This window comes from Variovorax paradoxus (genome assembly GCA_016806145.1).
Lineage (GTDB): Bacteria > Pseudomonadota > Gammaproteobacteria > Burkholderiales > Burkholderiaceae_C > Variovorax.
On the sequence record CP063166.1, the window covers coordinates 1 to 15,305 of the forward strand.

The 15,305-nt window shown below is 68.1% G+C and carries 14 protein-coding genes; 8 read left to right on the plus strand and 6 right to left on the minus strand.

From position 1 onward, the window contains the following. The 6 genes from dnaA to INQ48_00030 all read left to right on the plus strand — a co-directional run bounded on the left by dnaA (position 1) and on the right by INQ48_00030 (position 8,226). Positions 1-1,380, plus strand: a complete 1,380-nt coding sequence (dnaA, locus tag INQ48_00005) for a chromosomal replication initiator protein DnaA (GenBank protein ID QRF57686.1) — start codon at positions 1-3, stop codon at positions 1,378-1,380. Positions 1,381-1,501: 121 nt separating this feature from the next. Next, positions 1,502-2,608: a DNA polymerase III subunit beta gene (locus tag INQ48_00010; GenBank protein QRF57687.1), complete on the plus strand. Its 1,107-nt coding sequence runs from the start codon at positions 1,502-1,504 to the stop codon at positions 2,606-2,608. Between the two features lie 140 nt (positions 2,609-2,748). Next, a complete protein-coding gene (gyrB, locus tag INQ48_00015; protein QRF57688.1) occupies positions 2,749-5,370 on the plus strand; it encodes a DNA topoisomerase (ATP-hydrolyzing) subunit B in 2,622 nt (873 codons plus the stop codon). Positions 5,371-5,718: 348 nt separating this feature from the next. Next, complete coding sequence (locus INQ48_00020) at positions 5,719-6,240, plus strand: hypothetical protein (GenBank protein ID QRF57689.1); 522 nt, start codon at positions 5,719-5,721, stop codon at positions 6,238-6,240. Between the two features lie 130 nt (positions 6,241-6,370). Beyond that, the gene (locus tag INQ48_00025; protein QRF57690.1) at positions 6,371-6,859 is read left to right on the plus strand and encodes a hypothetical protein; all 489 of its coding nucleotides are present in this window, start codon (positions 6,371-6,373) and stop codon (positions 6,857-6,859) included. Positions 6,860-6,978: 119 nt separating this feature from the next. Then, a complete protein-coding gene (locus INQ48_00030; protein ID QRF57691.1) occupies positions 6,979-8,226 on the plus strand; it encodes a metallophosphoesterase in 1,248 nt (415 codons plus the stop codon). Between the two features lie 7 nt (positions 8,227-8,233). Here the strand turns inward: INQ48_00030 and INQ48_00035 are convergent, their stop codons facing one another. Beyond that, on the minus strand, positions 8,234-8,755 hold the full coding sequence (locus INQ48_00035; GenBank protein ID QRF57692.1) for a hypothetical protein: 522 nt from the start codon (positions 8,753-8,755) through the stop codon (positions 8,234-8,236). A gap of 227 nt (positions 8,756-8,982) precedes the next feature. Between INQ48_00035 and INQ48_00040 the strand changes: the two genes are divergently transcribed. Next, positions 8,983-9,558 (plus strand): acyloxyacyl hydrolase, encoded by a 576-nt coding sequence (locus tag INQ48_00040; protein ID QRF57693.1) that lies wholly within the window; start codon positions 8,983-8,985, stop codon positions 9,556-9,558. On the opposite strand, the gene INQ48_00045 is transcribed toward INQ48_00040, so the two are convergent. The 3 genes from INQ48_00045 to INQ48_00055 are packed head-to-tail and all read right to left on the minus strand — an operon-like array spanning position 9,549 to position 12,555. Continuing rightward, positions 9,549-10,544, minus strand: coding sequence for a UPF0104 family protein (locus INQ48_00045; protein QRF57694.1), 996 nt, complete (start codon positions 10,542-10,544; stop codon positions 9,549-9,551). The genes INQ48_00040 and INQ48_00045 overlap by 10 nt on opposite strands. Continuing rightward, complete coding sequence (gene clsB / locus INQ48_00050) at positions 10,541-11,812, minus strand: cardiolipin synthase ClsB (GenBank protein QRF57695.1); 1,272 nt, start codon at positions 11,810-11,812, stop codon at positions 10,541-10,543. Before clsB ends, INQ48_00045 begins: the two co-directional genes overlap by 4 nt. Positions 11,813-11,826: 14 nt before the next feature. Further along, a complete protein-coding gene (locus INQ48_00055) occupies positions 11,827-12,555 on the minus strand; it encodes an endonuclease/exonuclease/phosphatase family protein (protein ID QRF60554.1) in 729 nt (242 codons plus the stop codon). 377 nt (positions 12,556-12,932) lie between these two features. On the opposite strand from INQ48_00055, the gene INQ48_00060 reads away from it, so the two are divergent. Then, positions 12,933-13,370, plus strand: a complete 438-nt coding sequence (locus tag INQ48_00060; protein QRF57696.1) for a serine/threonine protein kinase — start codon at positions 12,933-12,935, stop codon at positions 13,368-13,370. A gap of 94 nt (positions 13,371-13,464) precedes the next feature. Here the strand turns inward: INQ48_00060 and INQ48_00065 are convergent, their stop codons facing one another. After that, entirely contained in the window at positions 13,465-14,037 is a 573-nt protein-coding gene (locus INQ48_00065) for a Spy/CpxP family protein refolding chaperone (GenBank protein QRF57697.1), read from the minus strand. A 151-nt stretch (positions 14,038-14,188) separates the two neighbouring features. Continuing rightward, positions 14,189-15,262, minus strand: a complete 1,074-nt coding sequence (locus INQ48_00070) for a flavodoxin family protein (protein ID QRF57698.1) — start codon at positions 15,260-15,262, stop codon at positions 14,189-14,191. Between the last annotated feature and the right edge of the window lie 43 nt (positions 15,263-15,305).

A 15,305-nucleotide genomic window follows, 5' to 3' on the forward strand; every position in this document is an offset into this window, starting at 1 on the left:
ATGTCTACTGACGGCATCGGCGAAAGCCTCTGGCAGGCCTGCGTCGACCAGCTCGCGCAGGAGCTGTCCGAACAACAGTTCAACACCTGGATCAAGCCCCTCACCGCCGAGGTCGCCGACGACCTCTCGCGCATGACGGTGTTCGTCGCCAACCGCTTCAAGCTCGACTGGATCCGGGCCCAGTACGCCGGCAAGATCGCCGGCATGGCCGAGAAGATCTACGGCCAGCCTGTCGCCATCGAGTTAGCGCTTGCTCCTCGGGAAATCCCCGTGCGTGCTGCACCGGTGGCGGTCATGACCGAAACCGACGTGCCGCGCGACGTGGCCGGCCCGGGCGAGGAACCGCCGGCCGCCGGCTTCAAGAACCGGCTCAATTCGGGCCTCACCTTCGACACCCTGGTCGAGGGCACGGCCAACCGCATGGCGCGCGCCGCGGCGATGCACGTGGCCGGCATGCCGGGGCATCTGTACAACCCGCTTTTCATCTACGGCGGCGTGGGCCTGGGCAAGACCCATCTCATGCACGCGGTGGGCAACCGGCTGCTGGCCGACCGGGTCGATTCCAAAGTTCTCTACATCCACGCCGAGCAGTTCGTCTCGGATGTGGTCAAGGCCTATCAGCGCAAGACCTTCGACGAGTTCAAGGAGCGCTATCACTCGCTCGATCTGCTGCTGATCGACGACGTGCAGTTCTTCGCCAACAAGGACCGCACGCAGGAAGAATTCTTCAACGCCTTCGAAGCCCTGCTGGCCAAGAAGTCGCACATCGTGATGACCAGCGACACCTATCCCAAGGGCCTCGCGGACATCCACGAGCGGCTGGTCTCGCGCTTCGACTCGGGCCTCACGGTGGCGATCGAGCCGCCCGAGCTCGAGATGCGCGTGGCGATCCTGATCAACAAGGCCCGCGTCGAGGGCGCCGAGATGCCCGAGGAAGTCGCCTTCTTCGTGGCCAAGAACGTGCGCTCCAACGTGCGCGAGCTCGAGGGTGCGCTGCGCAAGATCCTGGCCTATTCGCGCTTCAACCAGAAGGAGATCTCGATCGCCCTGGCGCGCGAGGCGCTGCGCGACCTGCTGTCGATCCAGAACCGGCAGATCTCGGTGGAAAACATCCAGAAGACGGTGGCCGACTACTACAAGATCAAGGTCGCCGACATGTACAGCAAGAAGCGCCCGGCCTCGATCGCGCGGCCGCGGCAGATCGCGATGTACCTGGCCAAGGAGCTGACGCAGAAGAGCCTGCCCGAGATCGGCGAGCTGTTCGGCGGACGCGACCATACGACCGTGCTGCACGCGGTGCGCAAGATTTCGGGCGAGCGCCAGCAGCTCACCGAGCTCAACCAGCAGCTTCACGTGCTCGAGCAGACGCTCAAGGGTTGAAACTGAAAACCGAAGTCAACCAGGCCGGACGCCGCGACAGCGGAGAATGGCGGTCTGTGCGGGGCGGTGGGGCCCCGACCGACCAAGCTGATTCAAAGAGATAAGAGAAGAGGTAGAAGACATGATCGTCCTGAAGGCAACACAAGACAAAGTCCTCGCCGCGCTGCAGTCGGTGGCGGGCATCGTGGAACGGCGACATACCCTGCCGATCCTCGCCAACGTGCTGATCCGCAAGACCGGCGGCCAGATCCAGCTGACCACCAGCGACCTCGAGATCCAGATCCGCACCACCGCCGAGCTCGGCGGCGACGAAGGCAACTTCACCACCACCATCGGCGCGCGCAAGCTGATCGACATCCTGCGCACCATGCCGGCCGACCAGACCGTGAGCCTCGAGTCGAGCGCGAGCAAGCTGGTGCTCAAGGGCGGCAAGAGCCGCTTCACGCTGCAGTCGCTGCCCGCCGAAGACTTCCCGCTGGTGCAGGAAGCCGCCAACTTCGGCCCGGTGTTCAGCGTGCCGCAGAAGACGCTGAAGGACCTGCTCTCGCAGGTCTCGTTCGCGATGGCCGTGCACGACATCCGCTACTACCTCAACGGCATCCTGTTCGTCGCCGAGGGCAAGCAGCTGAGCCTGGTCGCCACCGACGGCCACCGCCTGGCCTTCTCCTCGGCCACGCTCGACGTGGAAGTGCCGCGCCAGGAAGTGATCCTGCCGCGCAAGACCGTGCTCGAGATGCAGCGCCTGCTGTCCGACGCCGAAGGCGCGATCGAGATGCAGTTCGCCAACAACCAGGCCAAGTTCAGCTTCGGCGGCATGGAGTTCGTCACCAAGCTGGTCGAGGGCAAGTTCCCCGACTACAACCGCGTGATCCCGAAGAACCACAAGAACTCGGTCACGCTGGGCCGCGCGCCACTGCTGGCCAGCCTGCAGCGCACCGCGATCCTGACCAGCGAGAAGTTCAAGGGCGTGCGCCTGAACATCGAGCCGGGCACCTTGCGCATCGCCTCGAACAATGCCGAGCAGGAAGAAGCGCAGGACGAGCTCGACATCGACTACGGCGGCGACGCCATCGAGATCGGCTTCAACGTCACCTACCTGATCGACGCGCTGGCCAACATGGGCCAGGACATGGTGAAGCTGGACCTGGCCGATTCCAACAGCTCCGCGCTGTTGACCATTCCCGACAACGCGTCCTTCAAGTACGTCGTGATGCCGATGCGGATCTAGTCACCCCGCGTCGCCACAGCGCCTTGCGCACACAGCCCGCGGTTCGCCCCCGCGGGTTTGCGCTTTCAAGAGGCCTGAAAAACCGGGTGCCCGCGAGTCCGTGGACCCCGTGAATCCGTGAGAGATAGAGGAATATCCGAATGAGCGCAGAAGAGAACAAACCGGAAGTGCCGCACACCGAACCGGTCTACACACCCGAGATCGACAACGCGGTGCCGATCGAGGTCAAGCCCGACACCTCCTATGGCGAAGGCTCGATCACGATCCTCGAAGGCCTCGAGGCCGTTCGCAAGCGCCCCGGCATGTACATCGGCGACACCTCCGACGGCACCGGCCTGCACCACCTGGTGTTCGAGGTCGTCGACAACTCCATCGACGAAGCGCTCGCCGGCCACTGCGACGACATCGTCGTCACCATCCATTCCGACAACTCGATCTCGGTGACCGACAACGGCCGCGGCATCCCGACCGGCGTGAAGATGGACGACAAGCACGAGCCCAAGCGCTCGGCCGCCGAAATCGCCCTCACCGAGCTGCACGCGGGCGGCAAGTTCAACCAGAACAGCTACAAGGTCTCGGGCGGCCTGCACGGCGTGGGCGTGAGCTGCGTGAACGCGCTGAGCGTGATGCTGCGCCTGGTGGTGCGGCGCGAAGGCAAGATCCACGAGCTCGAGTTCAGCCGCGGCTTCGTGCAGGACCGCCTGCTCGAAACCGTGAACGGCTTCGAGGTCTCGCCGATGAAGATCATCGGCGACACCGACAAGCGCGGCACCGAGGTGCACTTCCTGCCCGACACGGAAATCTTCAAGGAGAACAACGATTTCCACTACGAGATCCTCTCCAAGCGCCTGCGCGAGCTGAGCTTCCTGAACAACGGCGTGCGCATCCGCCTGAAGGACGAGCGCACCGGCAAGGAAGACGACTTCTCGGGCGCCGGCGGCGTGCGCGGCTTCGTGGAGTTCATCAACAAGGGCAAGACCGTCCTGCACCCGAACTCGTTCTACGCGGCGGGCGAGAAGCCGGCCGACACCTACGGCGGCATCCCCGGCACGCACATCGGCGTCGAGGTCGCGATGCAGTGGAACAGCGGCTACAACGAGCAGGTGCTGTGCTTCACCAACAACATCCCGCAGCGCGACGGCGGCACCCACCTCACGGGCCTGCGCGCGGCGATGACGCGGGTCATCAACAAGTACATCGAAGAGAACGAGCTGGCCAAGAAGGCCAAGGTCGAGGTCACCGGCGACGACATGCGCGAAGGCCTGTGCTGCGTGCTCAGCGTGAAGGTGCCCGAGCCCAAGTTCTCGAGCCAGACCAAGGACAAGCTGGTGTCGAGCGAAGTGCGCGCGCCGGTGGAGGACATCGTCGGCCGCCTGCTGACCGACTACCTGCAGGAGCGCCCGAACGACGCCAAGATCATCTGCGGCAAGATCATCGAGGCCGCGCGCGCCCGTGAAGCCGCGCGCAAGGCCCGCGAAATGACGCGCCGCAAGGGCGTGCTCGACGGCATGGGCCTGCCGGGCAAGCTGGCCGACTGCCAGGAGAAGGACCCGGCGCTGTGCGAGGTCTACCTGGTGGAGGGCGACTCCGCCGGCGGTTCCGCCAAGCAGGGCCGCGACCGGAAGTTCCAGGCCATCCTGCCGCTGCGCGGCAAGATCCTGAACGTCGAGAAGGCGCGCTACGAGAAGCTGCTGACCAGCAACGAAATCCTCACGATGATCACCGCCCTGGGCACCGGCATCGGCCGTGCCGGCGCGACCACCGCGGGCGGCGGCGCCGACGACTTCAACGTCGCCAAGCTGCGCTACCACCGCATCATCATCATGACCGACGCCGACGTGGACGGCGCGCACATCCGCACGCTGCTGCTGACCTTCTTCTACCGCCAGATGCCCGAGCTGGTCGAGCGCGGCCACATCTACATCGCGCAGCCGCCGCTGTACAAGGTCAAGGTCGGCAAGGAAGAGCAGTACCTGAAGGACGGCAATGCGCTCGACGCCTTCCTGCTCAAGGTCGCGCTGAAGGACGCCAGCATCGAGACCGGCGGCGCCACCTCCACCACGCTCAGCGGCGACACGCTGGCCGAGCTGGCGCGCAAGCACCAGGTGGCCGAGGCCGTGATCCACCGGCTGCGCAACTTCATGGACGCCGAGGCCCTGCGCGCCATCGCCGACGGCGTGGCGCTCGACCTCGACACCACGCCCGCGGCCGAGGCCTCGGCCGTGGCGCTGCAGGCCAAGCTGCGCGAGCTCAACACCACCGGCGTGCCAGCCGAGGTCAGCAACGAGTTCGACGCGCGCACCGATAAGCCGCTCTTGCGCATCAGCCGCCGCCACCACGGCAACATCAAGAGCAGCGTGATCACGCAGGACTTCGTGCACGGCGCCGACTACGCCGCGCTGTCCGGCGCCGCCGACACCTTCCGCAACCTGCTGAGCCCCGAGGGCGCCGTGGTGCGCCGCGGCGAGGGCGAGCGCGCCAAGGAAGAGAAGGTGCTCGATTTCCGCCAGGCCATGCTGTGGCTGATCGGCGAGGCCGAGCGCGCCACCGCGCGCCAGCGCTACAAGGGCCTGGGCGAGATGAACCCCGAGCAGCTGTGGGAGACCACCATGGACCCGACCGTTCGGCGCCTGCTGCGCGTGCAGATCGACGACGCGATCGAGGCCGACCGCGTGTTCACGATGCTGATGGGCGACGAGGTGGAGCCACGCCGCGAGTTCATCGAGCAGAACGCGCTGCGGGCGGCGAACATCGACGTCTGAGTCGATTTCCGCCCTCACCCTCACGCCGCCGTGGTTCGTACCCGGCGGCGTTTTTCATGGGGCGCCCGATCGCCGCGCCCGGCGCTTTCGCACCATTCGCATGCCGCTTCGCGGCGGAGTGCGCGCACGCAACGCGGGCGGCTCGCGCGGGCGACCAAGGGTTTGTCTGAGGGTGGGCGACCACACAGTCTGTAAACGCTTGTCACAAGCCCGTCACCAGCTATTAAAACAATAGCGTTCAAAGCCTCGGCGAGGATCGTTCCTCGTAAACGCTATATCTAGCCCGAGTCTTGCTAAGCAAAATCCTCGACGAATTCCGCGTCACCCCTGATCGAGGACACCGAAGCAATGAAATCCATGCGTCTCAGCCGGTCCCTGGCCGCCCTTGCAACGTGCGGTGCGGCCGCCTTCCTCGGCGCGACCCTTCCGGCCCACGCGGCCCCGAATCCGCCCATCCAGACCGCCCAGGGCGTCGAATACATGTGCGGCGGCAACAGCAAGGACGAAGCCGCGTTCATGCAGATGGTGTCGCCGCGCTGGGCCGCCACGATCGAGCTCGGCATCAACGGCAGCCCCGCGCAGCGCGCGAGCTTCCCGGCCCGCGCCAAGGTCGAGGTGCGCGAGCGCTACACCGGCCGCGCGATCATGGAAGCGCAGTCGCAGGGCCCGTACATGCTCGCGCGGCTCGACCCGGGCGCCTACGACGTCAACGTCACGCTCGGCGGCCTCACGCTGACGCAGCCGCTGGTGGTGTTCGCGGGCGTGCCCGCGAAGGCGACCTTCATGTGGCCGTCGAACTTCGACATGGCCTCGGTGCTGCCGCCGCAGCCCGAAACCCAGGCGATGGCGCAGACCAGCGCCGCGCGCTGAGGCGCCGCCCGCGCGCTTCCACGGCCGGCGGCCACCCGCCGCGCCGTCTCGTTAAGTCCTGTCTAAGCCGTGCGCCGCACAGTGGCGCCGTGGTTTTCCGCCACGAGAGCAAGGAAAGAAAGGACTGACCATGACCCCCCTGATTTCACCGCGCGCGCGGCCGCTGGCCGCCGCCCTGCTGTGCGGCGCCCTCGCGTTCGGCGCGCTCGCCACCTCCGCGCAAGCCGCGTTCAACCCGCCGATCCGCATGTCGCACGGCATCGAATACATGAGCGGCGGCATCGGCAGCGACGAGGCGAAGCTGATGGAAACGGTCCTGCCGCGCTGGCCGGCGAGCTTCGAATTCGCGATCAAGGACCACCAGGGCGCGGACTTCGCGGCCGACGTGCACGTGACGGTGCGCGATGGCCGGGGCGTGGCGCTGCTCGACAACGTGGTGGCGGGCGGGCCGTTCATGGTGGCGCGGCTCGAGCCCGGCAGCTACCAGGTCGAGGCCACGCTGCGCGGCCAGACGCTCAAGCAGCCGCTGCAGGTGGTGTTCGGCACGCCCACCAAGGCCACCTTCCTCTGGCCGGCGGGCACCGACATGGCCGCCGCCGGCACGCGCGCGGTGCAGTAGGCACGCGAAGGTACGGCGGCACGGGCGCCGGGTGCATGCGCTCACCTCGCCACCGGCGGCCCGGTGCCGGCCGGCCCGGCATGCTGCGCTACTGAAAAAATAGCGTTGCGGCGACTTGAATGCACGGCATGCGCCTTGCAGATGACGTGTCCCGGGCAGTGCCCGAACCCATTGCCCCGATGCCGATCCGTCCCCTGAGCGTGCTGACCGCGCTCCTGCATGCCTACATCGCCCTGCGTCTGCTGCCCACGGCCGCGGTGCTCACGCCGGCGTGGCCGATCGGTCTGCTGGCGCTGGTGGTGTCGGCGCTCACCATCCCGCTGCCCTTCCTGTCGCGGCACGCGCCGCGCAAGAAGCCGCTGCACGGCGCACTGCAATGGACCGGCCTGCTGAGCATGGGCTGGTTCTCGTCGCTGTTCGTGCTGACGCTGGTGCGCGACGCCGGCCTGCTGCTGACCTGGATCGCGCAGCGCGTGGCCGGCCTCGCGGTGCCGTGGGACACGCTGCGGCCCTGGAGCGCGCTGGCGGTGTTCGCGCTGGCCACGCTCGTCTCGCTGATCGGCTTCGTCAATGCGCGCCGCACCGCCGACGTGAAGCACGTCGACGTGCCGATCCGTGGGCTGCCGGCCGCGCTCAAGGGCTTCACGATCGTGCAGCTCAGCGACATCCACGTCGGCCCGACCATCCGCAACAGCTACATCCAGCGCATCGTCGACGCGGTGAACCGGCTCGGCGCCGACGCGATCGCGATCACCGGCGACCTGGTCGACGGGAGCGTGCCCGAACTGCGCGAGCACATCGCGCCGCTGGCCGGGCTGCGCGCGCGCCACGGCACCTTCGTGGTGACCGGCAACCACGAGTACTACGCGGGCGCCCATGCCTGGATCGACGAACTGCGCCGCCTCGGGCTTCAGGTGCTGCTCAACGAGCACGTGGTGCTGCAGACGCGCAACGTGCGCGGCGCGCAGAACGACGAGGAAACCTTCGAGAGCCAATTGGTGCTGGCCGGCGTGACCGACTACACGGCCGGCCATTTCGACGCCTCGCACGAGAGCGATCCGCAGCGCGCGCTCGACGACGCGCCGCCGCTGGTGCACACGCGCGTGCTGCTCGCGCACCAGCCGCGCAGCGCGCCGAAGGCGGCCGCGGCCGGCTTCCAGCTGCAGCTCTCGGGCCACACGCATGGCGGCCAGTTCTTCCCGTGGAACCTGTTCGTGCCGATGCAGCAGCCCTTCACGGCGGGCCTGCACCGGCTGCAGGACATGTGGATCTACGTGAGCCGCGGCACCGGCTACTGGGGCCCGCCCAAGCGCTTCGGCGCGCCGTCCGAGATCACGCTGCTGACGCTGATGCCGGCACGCGGCTGAGCGAGGCTCAGCTTGCGGCCTGCTGCGCGCCGAGCCGCCGCGCGTTGGCGGTGGCCACCGCGTGGATCGGCTTCAATCCCTCGCTCGCGATGCGCGCCGTGCTGTTCGGCCAGCGCTGGGCCGCGTTCGCGGCGCGCGAGGCCGCGCGGATCAGCGCATCGCCATGCTCGGCGGCCTGCGCCGGCGTGACGCTGCCGGCCAGCGAGAGGAAGGCCGCGGCGCCATGCAGGCATTGCTGGCAGATGCGGCTCGCGAGGCCGATCTGGCTGCTGTGCCATTGCCGCGCCATCGCGAACCCCGAGGCATGCGCGGCCTCGAGCTTCTCGTCGCCCATGCGCCGGAATTCGACCAGGTCGTCGGCACTTGGCGCGAGCCCCGCCTGCGCGATGCGCTCGGTGCGCAGGCGAATCACGGTGCCCGATGACAGCAGCATCTCCTGCGTCTTGAGCGCGAGCTCGGTCCATTCGCGCAGCGGCCACAGCGGCCACGACGAAACGCTGAAGGAGGGAAGGGAAGAGGTGGATGACATCGTGGGAGCGGCGTAATGCCTGCGAGGGAGATCGGCCCACTATAGGCCTGTCGCGCTGCGAATGCTGCAGTGCAACAAGAAGCCGAGCGCAATTCGTGGCGTCTCGCGCATGTTGTTGGCGAAGTCCTACCCCTCGACGTGGAAATCGCGCATCGGCACGACACAAAACTGAACGCAAAGTGAATATGACCTCTCGGTTTTCATCATTCGCTTTGGCGCTCCGGATCATGAGATTCAAAACACCCGCCCCGCTCCGTGCCGCCGCGCTGGCCGGACTGCTGGGCTTGCTGGGCGCCAGCGCCCACGCCTTCGAGGACGGCCAGCGCGGCTTCTACGTGGAAGGCGGGCGCGCCCCCCACGGCCAGATGGGCAGCACCAATGCCTTCACCGTCGGGATGACGCTGCCCTGGTCACCGCGACAGCCGGTGCAGGAAGGCGCGCTCACCTCCTACTGGGACGTCTTCCTCAGCGATTGGCACGCGCCCGCGCTCGACGACGGCCGGCGCGACTACGTGCAGATCGGCGCCATCTACACCTGGCGCTGGCGCTTCGCGCACGGCACTTCGCCCTGGTACGTCGAAGGCGGCGTGGGCGGCAGCGTGATGGACCACGTCTACCGGACGCCGGACCGCAGCTTCAGCACCGCCTTCCAGTTCACCGAGGTGCTCGGCGTGGGCCGCAGCTTCGGCGAGCACGGGGAACACGACCTGTCGCTGCGCGTGCAGCACTTCTCCAACGGCGGCATCAAGAAGCCCAACCCCGGCGAGAACTTCGTGCGGGTGCGCTACACCTATCACTTCTGATGCGCGACGCGGGCCCGGCGCACGCGCCGCGCGCGCAGCTCGGTCGCGAAGTAGGCCAGCGTGGCGACCACCAGCGGCAGCAGGTAGTAGAGGCCGCGGTAGGCGAGCAGGGCAGCCAGCAGCTGCGCCTCGGCCACCTGGTGCGCGAGCAGCGCGACGAACACCGCTTCCAGCACGCCGAGCCCCGCCGGCACGTGCGTGATCACGCCGGCCACCGCGGCGACCAGCAGCACGGCCAGCACCTGCGGATAGGCGACCTGGCCCTGCAGCAGCAGCCAGATCACGCCACCGATCAGCGACCAGTTGGTGCACGACAGCAGGAACTGCAGCAGCGCCATGCGCAGGGTCGGCGTGCGCAGCTCGTGCCCGCGCACATGCCAGCGCTTCTCGTGCGCGAAGGCGCACACCAGCAGATAGACCGCGGCCAGCACCAGCAGCGCCGCGCCCAGCAGCCGCAACTCCTCGCCATCCACCTTCCACGCCGGCGGCAGGCCCAGCGGCCAGAAGAAGAAGGCGGCACCGGCCACCACCAGGTAGCCGATCCAGTTGGTGAGCATGCTGAAGCCCAGCACGCGCGTGATGGTGTCGTTGCGCAAGCCCAGCCGCGAATAGAGCCGATAGCGGAAGGCCACGCCGCCCACCAGCGAACCGAGGTTGAGGTTGAAGGCGTAGCTGATGAAGGTCACGCCCATCACCGTGCCGGCGCGCAGCGGGTGGCCGGTGAGATGGCGCCCCAGCAGGTCGTAGGTGCTGTAGAGCGCGAAGCTGCAGGCCGCGAGCAGGCCGGCGCCGAGCAGCGTGAGAAGCGGCAGCGCCGTGATCGCGTCGCCGACCTCGTGCCAGTCGATGGAACGCGCCTGGCTCACGAGCAGCCAAGCCACGAGCCCGAAGAAGCCCCACACCAGCGTTCGCTTGGCCCAGGGCCAGGCGCGGCGCCAGCCGCTGGCGGGCAACGCATGCAGGCGGCCGCCAGCCGCCGTCGTCATGCGGCCTCCGTCGACGCGGGCGCGCCCTCGACGCCGTCGCCGTGGTCCCGGCGCCGCCGGTCGCCGAGGTCGGTGACCTCCACCGGCTTGAGCCGCGGCACATGGCGCGGCAGCCAGCCGAGCAGCGAGGGATACCAGCGCATCAAGTGGAAGATGAAGAAGCTGCGCACCAGCCGCCAGCCGCTCCATTCGCTGGCGAGGTCGGCCGTGTCGATCTGCTTGCAGCTGTGTTGCATCAGGTGGTCGAGGCGCTCGTACAGCAGCGTGTTGAAGGCCGCGTCGCGCACCACCACGTTGGCCTCGAGGTTGAGCGACAGGCTCAGCGGATCGAGGTTGCTCGAGCCCACGGTGCTCCAGCGGTCGTCCATCAGCGCGACCTTGCCGTGCAGCGGCCGCTCGCAGTATTCGTAGATGCGCACGCCCGCATGCAGCAGGTGGTGGTAGAGCATGCTCGCGGCCGTCTTCACGATCGGCATGTCGGGCTCGCCCTGCAAAATCAGCCGCACGTCGACGCCGCGCCGCGCCGCGCGCCGCAGCTCCTTGATGAGCCGGTAGCCCGGAAAGAAATAGGCGTTGGCGATCACGATGCGCTCGCGCGCGCTGCGGATCGCGGCGCGGTAGTGGCGCTCGATGTCGTTGGTGTGGTGGCGGTTGTCGCGCGTGACGAACATCGCTTCCACATCGCCGACCACCGTGTCGCCCACGGGTGGCGCCTGCCTGAGACGGCGCCGGAACCAGCCCGGCCCCTTGCCGCCGAGCGCGATCGCACGCAGCGCGAAATGGTGGATCTGCGCCACGATCGGCCCGGTGAGTTCGACCGCGTAGTCCTGCTTGGCCTTGGGGCCGAAGTCCATCAAGTGGTCGGCCGAATAGTTGATGCCGCCGACGAAGGCGCGCTCGCCATCGATCACCACGATCTTGCGGTGCATGCGGCGGAACACGTTGAGCCGCTGGCCCAGGAAGCGATGGCCCGGATCGAACACGCGCACCTTCACGCCGGCCTGGCTCAGCTCCTCGAGGAACTCGCGCGAGAGATCGGGCGAGCCGAAGCCGTCGATCATCAGGTCGACCTTCACGCCGCGCCGCGCCGCTTCGCACATGGCGGCATGCAGGTCGAGACCCACCTTGTCCTCAAACAGGATGAAGGTCTCGATGACCACTTCGCGTTGCGCCGCGCGGATCGCCTCGAACACGCGCGGGAAGAACTGCTCGCCGTTCTCCAGCAGCTCGATGCGGTTGCCCGCGACCCAGGGGTTGCCGTTGCTCATGGATGGATGCGCCTTCAGAGATCGATCTCGGCCACCAGCGGCGCATGGTCGGACAGGTGCGACCAGGGCCGGCGCGGCAGCACCACCGGTGCGTGCACGCCGGCATTGCGCACGTAGATGCGGTCCAGCGGCAGCACGGGGAAGCGCGAGGGGAAGGTCTTGGCCGCACGGCCGTGCGCGTGCACGAACACCTCGCGCAGCGACGCGCCCTCGGCCAGGGTCGCATGCGCGCGGCCGCGCCAGTCGTTGAAGTCGCCCGCCACGATCAGCGGCGCATCGGCCGGCACCTCGTCGCGCACGATGTGGCACAGGAGCTCGAGCTGCTGCTGCCGATGCGCCTCGGCCAGGCCGAGGTGGGCGCAGATCGCATGCACGTCGACCGTGCGGCCCGGCAGGCGCAGCACGCAGTGCAGCAGCCCGCGTTTCTCGGGACCGGCCACCGACACGTCGTGGTTGCGGTGGTGCACGATCGGAAACTTCGACAGCAGCGCATTGCCGTGGTGGCCCTTGGGATAGACCGCGTTGCGCCCGTAGGCGAACTGCGGCCACATCGTGTCGGCCAGGAATTCGTAGTGTGGCGCCTCGGGCCAGTTGCTCACGCGCCGCGAATGGCGCGAATGCGTGCCCAGCACCTCCTGCAGGAACACCACGTCGGCGCCCACGGTTCGCACCGCGTCGCGCAGCTCGGGCAGGATGAACTTGCGGTTGAGTGCGGTGAAGCCCTTGTGGGTGTTCACCGTCATGACCTTCAGCGACACGGGCGCGGCGGCAAGTCCCGCCACGGTCGCGGGGCCGGGCGGGTTGGCGCCCACGGCGTGGGCGGCTTCCGCGTTCGCGGCGGATTCGTTCGTGAAGATCGGTGTGGAGGACATCGGATTTCGGGTTGTACGTGCTCGATCCGGGCCCGCCTGTAGGAACGCGCCACCTTCTTGTGGCGCCTCCAGCCCTCCGACGCGAGAGGCTCGCCGCGCCTTCGCGCGTGGCCGGCCGGCTCCTACAGGCAGCCCTGACGCACCCCCACAAGGCCGCGACGACACGACTCCTACGGTGAATTCAGGACGTCGGGAAAGGCGTCCGCGATTTCTTCACCCACATTCACGAGACGCAAAGGAAACCGATCATGAAACACGCACAGCAACGACTTCTTCGAGCTACCCTGCTGGCCGGCCTGATGGGTGCCGGCAGCTTCGCGATGGCGCAGACCTCCTCGATGCCCGCGGCGCCCGATCCGGCGGTGGGCGGTCAGGCCAGCACGCAGTCGCCCACGGGCGTGGCCAACCCCACGCAGCGTCCCGACGGCTTCGAGCCGGTGTCGCGCGAGGCCGTGAAGGCCGAGGCACGCGCCCACAACCGCAACAACACCAACACGCTGGTGCCCAAGGGCGAGGCGAGCACCACGATGAACGGCCAGCCGAACATGGTGATGGCACCGACCGGCGACCAGTCGCGTTGGGAAGTGAGCCAGCAGGGCCGCAAGGTGAAGCCGCACTTCGGCCAGCCGGGCGAGCGCCCGGAAGTGCCGACCAACCCGACCGAGAAGACCGGTACGCCGAAGTAACCGGGTCGAGCCGAAAAAAGGCCCGCAACGCGTGAAGCGTTGCGGGCCTTTGTCATGGGCCGCCCTCGACGCTCGGGTCGAGGGCTTCGTCGGCTCAACCCTTGGCCGGTTGGGCGTCGGGGCCGCCATGGTGGCCGCCGCGATGGAAGCGATGGCCGCCGAAGTGCATGCTCTCGGCGTCGAAGGTCTTCTGCTGCTCGGGCGTGAGCGCGGCATAGAAGGACTTCGTGGCGTCGGCGCGCTTGGCGAACATCGCGCTGCGTTCGGCCTGGCGGGCCTGCATGCGTTCGATGCGCTGCGGCGTGGTCAGCTTGGCGAAGTCGGCGCGGGTCATGCGCTGGCCATCGGGACGCGGGCCGGGCGGCTGCGTCGCGCTGGTGTAGCTGGACCATGCGCTTTCCTGCGAGGCATTGAGCTTCAGCTTGTCCTTGAGGGCCGCGAGCCGCTTGGCGCGATGTTCCTGCATGCGTTCCAGACGCTTGGCCGGATCCATGCGCTTGTGCTCCGCGTGGGCCTTGCGCTGCGGCGCCGCGCCGTCGGCCTGCGCCACGGCAGCGGCGGGTGCCGCGGTCGTGGGCGCCGGCGTCTGGGCGAAAGCGCCCGACGATGCGAGGGCGGCCGAGCCCAGCAGGCCGGCCCAGAGGATGCGTTGGCGGAGAGAGATCATGAGAGTGCTTCCTTTCGAAGAACCGCCGCCGATGGGCAGCTGGTGAGACGAAGTGTGGAAGCCTTCTGTAACCCGTCGGTGAGCCCTGCGTGAGCCTGCGTAAAGAATGGTGAATGGCGACGCGGGCCGTCGTGGATTTCCGGCGCGCGAGCTACTTGGGACGCGGCCTCTTCAGGCCCCGGTCAGGCGACTTGAGCTTGCCGGTGCGCAGTTGCCGCACCGCCTGCGCCACCGCGCGCGCGACGTTGCGCACCTCCTCCTGCAGGTCGGCATCGGCATCGAGCGTGTCGTGGCTGGTGGCATAGGGCTCGTAGTAGCCGATGTAGCGGTCGAGCTGCGCCGCATTGCCCGCATCGATCAGCCCCATCCAGTCGAGCCAGTCGCAGAGGTTGCGCCGCACGCTCTCGATGCCGGCCACGTCGCCATGCACCACCACGCCGTAGGCGCGGCCATCGAGGTGCTTGGGATAGCCCCAGCCCTCGAGCTCGAGCGCCTTGGCCTCTTCGGCCTTCTTGCCGTGCGTGCTGGTGGGATCGGGGTTGCCGCCATCGGCGCACACCAGCCGGTCGATCATCAGCTTGAGCGGGCTCGTGGCCTGGTACCAGTGAGCGGGCGTGAGCACGATCACGCCATGCGCCGCGGTCCAGCGTTCGTAGATCTCGTTCATCCAGTCGCCGGTCTGGCGCAGCGAATGGTTGGGATAGCAGCTGCAGGGCCAGTGGCACAGCGGCATCGCGGTCGAGACGCAGCCCTTGCACGCGTGGATCTCGCGGCCGTAGTCGGAGGTCAGCAGGCTGAGGTCGAGCACGTCGGTCTTCACGCCGCTGCCCTCGAGCACCTCGCGCGCGAGCTGCGTCAGCCGCCAGGTCTTGGAGATCTCGCCGGGACAGGTGCCGTCGTTGCGCGGCGAGCCATTGACCAGCAGCACGCGCGAATGGCTCTGCGGATCGGCCCACTTCGCATGCGCGGCGTCGATGCGCGCCTTGGCCTCGAGCCATTCCACCGAGAGCTCGTAGTCGGGATCGGCATAGCCGGGCCCGGCCTTGCGCGTGACCGGCGCCTTGCGGCCCTCGTGGTAGGCCTCCCAGGCAATCAGCTCGATGCGCCGCAGCGATTCGGACTCGGCCTGGAAGGCCGGGTCCTGGAAGTCCTGCATGAAGCGTTCATGGAACTCGGCGCGCTGCAGCGTGGCGGGCGCCTGTCCTTTTCGGATCGTGGGGGGCATGCGGGCAACGTAGAAGCCCCGCCGAGTCTCGCGCGACGCCTTG